This window comes from Parafilimonas terrae, from assembly GCF_900115755.1.
In the GTDB taxonomy this organism is placed as follows: domain Bacteria; phylum Bacteroidota; class Bacteroidia; order Chitinophagales; family Chitinophagaceae; genus Parafilimonas; species Parafilimonas terrae.
In genome coordinates this window covers 1-9775 of the sequence record NZ_FOXQ01000023.1, presented here as the reverse complement: position 1 = coordinate 9775, position 9775 = coordinate 1, and the positions used below count along the sequence as shown (strand labels likewise).

The following is a 9775-nucleotide window of genomic DNA, read 5'->3' as shown; positions in this document are numbered from 1 at the left end:
GCGCAGGACTGAATGTGCTTTTTTTCATTTCTTACGTTTTAAAATTAAACTTTACTGTCTACTTTCAAAACGTACTGTTTTTGGGGAAGCTTACAACATAACCATTCCCGAGAAAACTGTTTCATTAGCGATGGCAAAACGTGTTGCATCGGTAATGGAATTTGTTTGGAAAATTTTTGGATTAAAAGAACACCCGCCGCTTTACAAAGGACTGGTAAATATTATGGGCATAGAATTTACAACCAACGACAACAAAGCAAAAAAGGAACTCGGCTATAAGCCATTTGTAACCATAAAGCAAGGATTTGACCTAATGAGAAAATAAAAAAAAACTGCCGCCAATAATTAAGCATTCGATGTTTACGAAGTACGGACAATGAAGGCGATGCTGAACGTAAGCTTACAATTGGTTTTCAAAAAAGACAACCAGGTTATGGCGTCGCTTAAAGAATATTTTACAGCAGCCAGGAAAAGTGTTTACGCAAGCAGTGCTTATATTACACACTTCGGCAGCAGGGCTGCCGCGCCTCAATTACGGCAGCCTTATAATAATAACACTAATTAACGCATCATCAATCCAACTATAATTTATTTTTGCTGCTTTTATACAAATGAAAAAACTTGACTGGTACATACTTAAAAAATTCCTGGTAACTTTTTTCTTTTGTATTCTTTTATTTACGGTTATTGCCGTAGTGGTTGACGTAAGCGAAAAAACCGACGATTTTGTAAAAGCCGGTCTTTCTGCAAGCCAGGTTTTCACTCAGTATTATCTCGGCTTCATCCCTTTTATTGATTCGCTGCTGTTTCCTTTATTTGTATTGATAGCGGTAATATTTTTTACATCCAAAATGGCAGGCCGCAGCGAAATCATAGCCATTCTTGCCAGCGGCACCACTTACAACCGCATGTTATTGCCTTATTGGATTGGCGGCATTTTTTTGTCTCTCCTGCTCATGTTTGCACTGGCATTTGTGATACCTACAGCCAACGTAAAAAAAACATCTTTTGAAGAAAAATATATCAATGTAAACTCAACTTATAACCCGCTTGTGGAAAACCGCCAGCACAGTATTTATTTCAGGATTGATTCTTTTACTTATGCGGGCATACGCAATTACGACACAACATCAAAGTACGGCGGCCCTTTTTTCATGCACCGTATAAAGGGAAATGAACTTATTTATAACCTGAGGGCACAATCGATACAATGGGATACTGCCACCAGGAAATGGAAACTTTCCAATGCTATTGAGCGCACATTTTCAGGAATAAGTGAAAAAGTAAAAACACGAAATTCGATGATGCTGAACCCATCCTTTAAACCGCTTGACCTCAGCCGCGATGAATATGCAAAAGATAAATTGAATTCGCCGCAGCTTCGTCAATATATAAAAGACCAGGAACTGCGTGGCACAGAGGGCTTAAATACATTGCAGGTGGAAGAATACCGCCGCCTGGCAACACCGGTAGCGGTGTTAATACTCACGCTTATCGGCGCTGTAATTGCCAGCCGCAAAGTAAGGGGCGGAAGCGGCGCACATATTGCCATTGGCTTTGTTGCCGGCGCATTGTTTATTTTAATGGACAGGTTTTCCACCATATTTTCCACCAAAGGAAACCTGCCGCCGGTAATAGCGGCATGGCTGCCCAACATCATTTTTACCTTTGTTGCCATCTATTTTTACCGCAAGGCGCCGAAATAAAATCGGGTTATTTTTATTGCAAATACTCAAATTAAACGCTAAGTGCTATCTTTAGCCGCCTGCATTTACCGCGGAAGCATTTACCCTATAACAGTGTGAATGAAGATTTTCTAAGTAAGTATGAAAAAGCATATCCGCTCTTGCCAGGCTCAGCAGTTTGCAAACAATTATCAGCTAAAAATAAATATTAATTCATGGACGCATTAAGAGCGAAGTTTAAAGAAAAGGCCGATATAGCTACCGCAGAAATAAAGGAAATCCTTGCCAAAAATGGCAACAAAGTAATTGGAGAAGTAAAATTATCCCAGATATACCAGGGCATGCGTGGCATGACAGGCCTGGTAACCGAAACAAGCCTGCTTGATGCACAGGAAGGCATTCGTTTTCGCGGCTATACGATACCTGAATTAAGGGAAAAATTACCCAAAGCGCCCGGCGGCACAGAACCTTTGCCCGAAGGCCTTTTTTATTTATTGCTGATTGGCGAAATACCTACTGCAGCAGATACTGATGCCATAACAGCTATCTGGCAACGCAGAAGCCATATACCCAATCACGTTTTTGATGCAATTGACGCACTGCCCCTTTCTGCACATCCAATGACAATGTATGTTACCGGTATTATGGCCCTGCAAACTGAAAGCAAGTTTGCAAAACAATATGCAGAAGGCATGAACAAAAAAGATTACTGGGCTGCTGTTTTTGATGATACCATGGACCTGCTTGCCCGCATTCCACATATTGCAGCTTATGTGTACAGGCGGAAATATAAAAACAACGAACATATTAATCCAAATGGTTTGCTGGACTGGGCAGGAAACCTTGCACACATGCTCGGTTATACAAGAGATAGTTTTAAGGCATTGATGCGTTTATATATGACCATACATTCCGACCACGAAGGCGGCAATGTTTCTGCCCACACAACGCATCTTGTTGGTTCTGCATTAAGCGACCCCTATTTATCTTATGCTGCCGGCATGAATGGCCTCGCAGGCCCTCTTCACGGTTTGGCTAACCAGGAAGTTATAAAGTGGATATTTGAAATGCAGGAAGAGCTTAATACAAAATCACCTACTAAAGAACAGATAGAACAATATGTGAGAAAAACGCTGAAAGAAGGCAAGGTGGTTCCCGGTTATGGGCACGCAGTGTTGCGCAAAACCGATCCACGCTTTATAGCGCAGATGGAATTTGGTAAAAGGCACATGCCGGATGACCCGCTTGTGCAAACCGTTTGGAATATTTACGAAACGGTACCGTCCATTCTTCAAAGCCTTGGGAAAGTAAAAAACCCCTGGCCAAATGTTGATGCGCACAGCGGCGCATTGCTTGTGCATTATGGCCTTGTTGAATACGAGTTTTATACCGTGTTATTTGCAGTAAGCCGCGCCTTGGGCGTATTGGCAAGTTTATGCTGGGACAGGGCTTTAGGCTTCCCGCTGGAAAGGCCAAAGTCTGTAACAACTGAATCTGTTAAGCTTTGGCTTGAAGGCAAAGATGAAATTTGGGATGCTTAAGTTTTAAGCATTCATTCAATAAAAAGCACCGCATATTTTTTGCGGTGTTTTTTTATGCTTTACCTGGCTAATACTTTGGCAAAGCGGCTTACATCTGCCAAAGGATCCAGCGGTTCATCAAGTAACATATTCTGCACAAACTGCTTTGCAAACCACGGCGCAAGCGAACAGCCTTTTGAACCCATTCCGTTTAAAATTCCAACACTTTTATATTGAGGATGGAAACCTGCGAATGGCCTGCGCTCAACTGTTGCGGGCCGCAATGCCGACAAATGATCTGCAACCGTAAAATCTTTTTTTAATATTGATTTTAAAGATGCAATCGTTCTTGTTTTAAAATCATCTGTTGGCGCTGCTGTTGCAAACTCAAGCTCATTGCTGCTGCCAACCCACCATTTATTATCTTTTAATGGAATTAATGTAAGGTGACCGAATTTATAAATATAGGATGTATCCAAACCTTCAATATACACCACTAATGCCTGGCCTTTATTTTGCACAAAAGGCAGGTTTTTCCAATAACTGCTTTGTGCCGCATTTATGCCACCGGCATAAATAATTTTGCCTGCTTTTATGCCTTTGTATTCAATACAATCTTTGTTTACTATCAATTCATCTTCATTAAAAACTTCTTCTTTTAAAGCATTCTTTTCTTTGAGATGCGCACGAAAAGATTGCAGCAATGCCTGCATTTTTATTACATAGCAAGGGCTTATTTCAAATACATCAAAAGGAAAATTAAATATGGTATGTAAAGTTTCTCTTGCAACAGATGGCGGTTGAATAAAACTGTTTTGCTGTTTTATTCTTTCAATAAAGGCTTGTTGCAAATCTGTTGCAGATGGAAATACCAGGATATTTTTTTGGTTAATGCATTGCATGTTTAAAGCATCGCCCAAGGCATTATATTCCTTCCAAACAAATGGCAATAATTCTTCCGCCATCCAGGTGGTAACCACTCTCCTGCCGGTAACAGGATTGATCAACCCGCCGGCAGCATTACTTGCACTTTGCAAATAATTGTTGTCATAAACAATAAAGCTTTTATTTTCTTTCAATAAATAATACCCAAGCCATGTGCCGCAGATACCTTGCCCGATAATGATGTAATCCACCGTCATGCTGCAATGTTAATGAAACTATGTTTGCTGCAGCAGCAATAAAAAACCGCCTTTTGCAAGACGGTTTTTAAAATATTCAAAAAAGCTGTTTTTAATAATTTTGAATCTTACCAATTCCAAGCGCCTGTGTGCTTGTTCCATTCAGTTTTCCTTTAGCAACAATGGTATAAATATGGCCGCCTGATAAAGTATCTTTCTTGCTCGCTAATACAGCACTATCACTGCCTACAATCTGGAAAGTGAGCATCTTTGCCGGCATTTTCGTAAAAGTGGCGTAAGAACTTGTTGTGCTTTGATCATTAAAAGTTCTTGCTTTGGAAAAATAATTATGCGTGGCAGAATCGCGGAAATTAACAGAGCCTGAATTGGGAGAAAAGTTTAAAAACCTTACATATACAGAATCTGAAGAAGGAGCTACAAGCTTATCTTCAACAAAAGCATATTTAAGACTTGCAAGTGTGTCAATAATAAAATAACTGTAATATTTATTCGGTTCAATTGTTATTGAATCTGCAATGGTAGTTGAAGATGCCGTAACGCCGGCATTATAAGTGCCTGCATTTTGAAGATAATAAGGTGTATAAACTCCGTAAACAAGATTATTAATATAGCCCTGTGAATTTAAAGTAACATTCACTCCTGTTGCATCCGGACTGAGGTTGGCAACCATTAAAGCACCCTGCGTTGGATTTGTTGTTCCATTATTGTCTTTTAAACATGAAGCAAAAGTTAAAATACCAAAAGCTACCGCTACATTTACAAAGATTCTTTTCATAATTTTTGATGTTTTAATAAAAACGTTTGTTAATCAGATATTGTATGCAGTCTTGACTTTTAAAAAGTTAAAAAGGTTGTAAGCGTTTTAAATTTTTTTTATTGTTATAAATAAGCGCCTGCTGTTTAATTTACATTATATGCCGCATGAATCTATTTCTGTTTTCGACATGTTTAAAATTGGTGTTGGCCCTTCAAGCTCCCACACACTGGGGCCGTGGCGCGCTGCATTAAGATTTATAAAAACACTTGAAGAGAAAAATATATTATTTCAAACAAAATCTGTTACTGTATTATTATATGGTTCGCTTGCCAAAACAGGTAGAGGGCACGGAACTGATATTGCTGTACTGATGGGCTTATGCGGCGAAGACCCTGTAACTATTGATGTAAATTCCATAGCGTCAAAATTTGAACATATTACTGCTGAAAAAAAACTTGTTTTAAATGGTGAGAAAGAAGTGCAGGCAAACGTTGTTTTTTTAATGAACGAAACGCTGCCTTTTCATCCAAATGGTTTAAGTTTTTTGGCCGACTGCAATAATGATATACAAATAAGTGAAACATTTTATTCAATAGGCGGCGGGTTTGTTGTTAAAGAAAATGAGGATAAAAAAAGCACTGTAAAAATTGATCTTCCTTTTCCAATAAACACTGCTTCAGACCTTTTGCACTGGTGCATGAAAACAGGATTGTCGATTAATGAAGTAGTAATGGAAAATGAAAATGCATGGCGCAATGAAACAGAAACAAAACAAGGCATATTAAATATATGGCAAACCATGAAGGAATGTATGTACCGTGGCTGCCATACCAAAGGAGAACTGCCGGGCGGTTTGCATGTGCGCCGCAGGGCCTTTGATCTTAATAAAAAACTCATCAAACAAAATGATTATAACGATCATGCTTCGTGGACGAAAGTTATAAGAAATGGCGGTAATGCATTCAGTTATATCTTAGATTGGGTGGGTTGTTTTGCACTCGCCGTGAACGAAGAAAATGCATCGTTTGGCCGCGTTGTTACTGCGCCAACGAATGGTGCGGCCGGCGTAATTCCTGCCGTGCTGCAATACTTCATTACTTTTTGCAATGGCGATGATGAGGACAAGATCATACGTTTTCTTTTAACCGCTTCCGAGGTAGGCAGCATCTTTAAAAAAGAAGCCACCATATCTGCCGCCATGGGCGGATGCCAGGCAGAAATAGGCGTATCATCTTCTATGGCCGCAGCGGCGCTCACAGAAAGTTTGGGCGGCACACAAAGGCAGGCTTTAATGGCTGCGGAAATTGCAATGGAACATCATCTTGGGCTTACCTGCGATCCTATCGGCGGGCTTGTACAGGTGCCTTGCATTGAACGTAATACAATGGGCGCTATTAAAGCAATTACCGCATCACAACTTGCATTACAAAGCTCTCCCGATTATGCAAGGGTTAGTTTGGATAAGGTAATTAAAACCATGTGGGATACTGCCATTGACATGAATTCAAAATATAAAGAAACAGCAGAAGGCGGGCTTGCCTTAAATATTCCTTTAGGTTTAAAGGAATGCTGAATTGTTTCTTATAGTTATCAGTAAATATATTTTTCATCAATCCGGGCATGCACAAAAAGTTTGCATGAAGATTATATTTGTTCAAATTAAAAGTTATGGATAATGCATTGCAGCCTGAAATTGTGCTGGATCATATTTGCAAATTAGGCGAAGGGCCCGTTTGGGATGCTGCATCCAACAGCATATTATGGCTTGATATTTTGAAGGGAGAAATTCACCAGTTCAATACAAATACCAAGCAACATTCAACATTTGCAACAGGCCAAATGATTGGCTGCATTGTGCCGCGTGAACAGGGCGGTTTTATTGCCGGCCTTGAAAACGGTATTGGTTTTATTGATATTGAAAAGAAAGAAGTAAAACATATTATTCATCCCGAAGAAGGTTTAAATAACCGTTTTAACGATGGAAAGGGCGATGCGGCAGGAAGGTTTTGGTTAGGCAGTATGTCGAAAACAGAAGAAGAAAACATGGGTAATTTTTATATGGTTGATACGGATCTTTCCATACACAAAAAATTAGAGAATGTATCTATTTCAAATGGCCTTGCCTGGAATGCTGATAACACTATTCTCTATTACATCAACACACCTACCAATTATATATTTGCATTTGATTTTGATATAGAAACCGGTGCAATAGATAATCAAAGAGTGGTTGTTGACCTCACACATGAAAAAGGTTTTGCCGATGGAATGACCATTGATGAAGAAGGCATGTTGTGGGTGGCATTTTATGATGGATGGCGCGTAGCAAGATATAATCCTGCCACAGGCGATTTGCTTCAACAGATAGATTTACCTGTGGCCAATGTAACCTGCTGTACATTTGGCGGTGCAGGCCTCACCGACCTTTATATTACAACAGCCAGTAAAAACATGAGCAATGAAGCTTTAGAGCAACAGCCACATGCAGGTAAATTATTTGTTGTAAAAAACACCGGTATAAAAGGAACTTCATCCAAAAAATTTAAAGCTTAAACAAAACTATTATAGCAATCAAAAAATAAAAACCATACACATGAAATTAATACGCTTTGGCAGCAAAGGGAATGAAAAACCAGGCATTATTGATGATAAGAACATCCGCCGTGATGCATCGCATTTATTTAAAGACTGGAACAATGAATTTTTTGAACAGGGTGGCCTTGAAAAATTAAAAGCCGTTGAAGACATTTCTCTATTACCGGTTGTTGATGATGAGGAACGTTGGGCTGCACCAGTTGCAAGGCCTGGCAAAGCTATTTGTATCGGCCTTAATTATTCAGACCACGCAGAAGAAACCGGCGCTGTAATACCAAAAGAACCGATTGTATTTATGAAAGCTGCCAATACTGTTGTTGGGCCTTATGATAATATTCTTATACCAAGAAACAGTAAAAAAACCGATTGGGAAGTTGAGTTAGCTGTTATAATAAAAAAAGAAGCGCGTTACCTTCAAAGCGCTGATGATGCAAAAGGTTACATTGCCGGTTATGCTGTTGTAAACGATGTATCTGAAAGAGAGTTCCAGATAGAACGCGGCGGACAATGGACTAAAGGAAAATCCTGCGATAACTTCAGCCCATTGGGACCTTATTTATTAACCGCCGATGAGATAAAAGACCCTCAAAACTTATGGATGAAATTAAGTGTGAATGGCGTGCAGATGCAAAATGGCAGTTCATCCAAAATGATATTCGATGTTTACTATGTGGTGCATTATCTCTCGCAGTTTATGACGCTTGAAGCCGGCGATATTATTTTAACCGGAACACCTCCCGGAGTGGCGCTCGGTATGAAAGAACCTCAATACCTGAAGGAAGGCGATGTGGTTGAACTTTCCATAGAACAGCTTGGCACACAAAAACAAACCTGTGTAAATGCATAATTTTTTAAATCAGTTGGGTGATATATCTCAAACACTTACTTTTGCAGCCCTTTCGGAAGAATAATTCAACCGGTAAGGATTCGGGAGGTAGTTCAGCCCGGTAGAATACCTGGTTTGGGACCAGGGGGTCGCAGGTTCGAATCCTGTCCTCCCGACTTTTAGGAGTACAAAACATTTCAAAATGCCTGTAAATAATTGATTTGCAGGCATTTTTATTTTCCGTCATGTTAAGTTATTTCAAAATATATCAAGATATTTTTGAGACAATCCATGAGACTTTTTTTAGGATAGATTTGTCTCAAAAAATCCTTGTTACGCGTTGACACATAAAACGTAACATTTATTTTGATATATTTTGAAACGTTTTATTCTCATGTCTTTTTGGTGAAAATGATTGAGAAATGATAACCAATTAATCATTTCAAAAAATGTGTTGTATGAAAAAAGATCTGACGTTCTTTATTGACATTATTATCAGGAAAGCAAAGAGCAATCCTACTCACGGTTACTTATCTGCAAAAGTTACTGTTAATGGCATCCCAACTGAAATTTCTTTGAACCAAAAAATCCCTATCATTACATGGAATTCTAAAAGCGAAACGGTTAAAACAAAAAGCAAAGAAGCAGAATCGTTGAACAGGTATATTAACGATGTTCGCTACCGTATTACAGAAAGCAAACGCATATTGGAAGCCGGCAGGTATCCTGTTACCAGCGAAGCAATCCGGGAACATTATTTTAACCGGCATATAAGCCAGAAACCTCCTGCATCCGGGCATACTGTAAATGAACTCATCCAAAAGCACCAGAAGATCGAATGTGACAGCAATAAATTAAAGCCAGGCACAACAAAGAATTATGCTGCGACAGAAAAGTATCTGAACAACTTCATGTTATATTATTTTAAAGAGCCAGATGTTGATTTAATAAAGATTGACTATGAAGCTTTATTGGAACTTGAAAGTTTTATTCGCGCTCATCCTTTAAAAGCATCAGACCCATGCCTGCGCCAGATGAGAGTGTCTTAGCCCCCTATAAACTGGACAGATTTTTCAAAAAGGTTTAGACCGTTTTTTTGTTTTTGGGATTGAGTTTTTGAAGGCATCTGCAACAAAGATGATTGAGAGTGGCAAGGTGGAGGCGTCGGCAAAATTGACCACTCTTCGCCGGTTTAAGCTGACCAGGTATCGCCAAAGTATATTGACCACCTTTGGCCAGCCTAAATTGAC

Annotated in this window: 9 protein-coding genes and 1 tRNA gene; 8 read left to right on the top strand and 2 right to left on the bottom strand. The window is 39.4% G+C overall.

Annotated features, from left to right (window positions below):
- From BM015_RS21760 to BM015_RS20945, 3 genes are all read left to right on the top strand, one after another.
- Window positions 1–325 (top strand): Rossmann-fold NAD(P)-binding domain-containing protein (locus BM015_RS21760; protein WP_218148599.1); only part of this gene is annotated, 325 nt, incomplete at its 5' end.
- 286 nt (window positions 326–611) lie between these two features.
- Complete coding sequence (locus tag BM015_RS20950; RefSeq protein ID WP_090663271.1) at window positions 612–1706, top strand: LptF/LptG family permease; 1095 nt, start codon at window positions 612–614, stop codon at window positions 1704–1706.
- Window positions 1707–1900: 194 nt separating this feature from the next.
- Window positions 1901–3226 carry a citrate (Si)-synthase, eukaryotic gene (locus BM015_RS20945; RefSeq protein WP_090663270.1) on the top strand — a complete coding sequence of 442 codons (1326 nt, stop codon included), beginning with the start codon at window positions 1901–1903 and terminating at the stop codon, window positions 3224–3226.
- A gap of 59 nt (window positions 3227–3285) precedes the next feature.
- Here the strand turns inward: BM015_RS20945 and BM015_RS20940 are convergent, their stop codons facing one another.
- Together BM015_RS20940 and BM015_RS20935 are read right to left on the bottom strand one after the other, a co-directional pair.
- The gene (locus BM015_RS20940; protein ID WP_090663268.1) at window positions 3286–4347 is read right to left on the bottom strand and encodes an NAD(P)/FAD-dependent oxidoreductase; all 1062 of its coding nucleotides are present in this window, start codon (window positions 4345–4347) and stop codon (window positions 3286–3288) included.
- A 91-nt stretch (window positions 4348–4438) separates the two neighbouring features.
- Window positions 4439–5122: a DUF4397 domain-containing protein gene (locus tag BM015_RS20935; protein ID WP_090663267.1), complete on the bottom strand. Its 684-nt coding sequence runs from the start codon at window positions 5120–5122 to the stop codon at window positions 4439–4441.
- Window positions 5123–5261: 139 nt separating this feature from the next.
- Here BM015_RS20935 and BM015_RS20930 point away from each other — a divergent pair, with 139 nt between their 5' ends.
- From BM015_RS20930 to BM015_RS20910, 5 genes are all read left to right on the top strand, one after another.
- Complete coding sequence (locus BM015_RS20930) at window positions 5262–6677, top strand: L-serine ammonia-lyase (protein WP_090663265.1); 1416 nt, start codon at window positions 5262–5264, stop codon at window positions 6675–6677.
- 95 nt (window positions 6678–6772) lie between these two features.
- Entirely contained in the window at window positions 6773–7657 is an 885-nt protein-coding gene (locus BM015_RS20925; protein WP_090663263.1) for an SMP-30/gluconolactonase/LRE family protein, read from the top strand.
- Between the two features lie 40 nt (window positions 7658–7697).
- Entirely contained in the window at window positions 7698–8546 is an 849-nt protein-coding gene (locus BM015_RS20920) for a fumarylacetoacetate hydrolase family protein (protein WP_090663262.1), read from the top strand.
- Window positions 8547–8627: 81 nt separating this feature from the next.
- Window positions 8628–8701: transfer RNA gene (locus tag BM015_RS20915), tRNA-Pro, on the top strand.
- A gap of 282 nt (window positions 8702–8983) precedes the next feature.
- The gene (locus tag BM015_RS20910; protein WP_177191984.1) at window positions 8984–9574 is read left to right on the top strand and encodes an Arm DNA-binding domain-containing protein; all 591 of its coding nucleotides are present in this window, start codon (window positions 8984–8986) and stop codon (window positions 9572–9574) included.
- The last annotated feature ends 201 nt before the right edge of the window (window positions 9575–9775 follow it).